General features: G+C 62.4%; 1 protein-coding gene. It reads right to left on the bottom strand.

Annotated elements, in window-relative coordinates; translation table 11 throughout:
- On the bottom strand, positions 1–330 hold a 330-nt coding region (locus UB48_RS28120; RefSeq protein WP_177329202.1), incomplete at both ends, for a hypothetical protein.

Here is a 330-nt window from a genome sequence, read left to right as displayed (position 1 = left end):
CCCACTCAGCGTCGCCGGCATCCTTGAGCGCCTTCGACTGGTACTCACGGTGCTGCTTCATGCCGGTCTTGGTCGAGGCGATGAACTCCTTGATGCCCTCCGGGTCGATCCCCGGCCGCTCGTCCTTGATGAGCCGCTCGAGCATGTCGTCATGAAGACGCTCGACCCAGCCCTCCATCTGAGCGGGCCGGACACGGTGGAACTCTTCGGTCATTGCCTTGATCTCGTCGCCGCGATAGACCTTCGACTTCTTCATGTACATGCCCAGCTCCTGGGCGCCCATGTACTTGTCGAGGACGTTGATCGCGGAGCGACCGTAGGCGGTGCCGA

Source organism: Pseudomonas sp. 2(2015) (assembly GCF_000955865.1).
Taxonomy (GTDB): Bacteria; Pseudomonadota; Gammaproteobacteria; order Pseudomonadales; family Pseudomonadaceae; genus Aquipseudomonas.
Note: the sequence above shows the minus strand (reverse complement) of the source record. Positions and strands in the feature narration are given on the sequence as shown.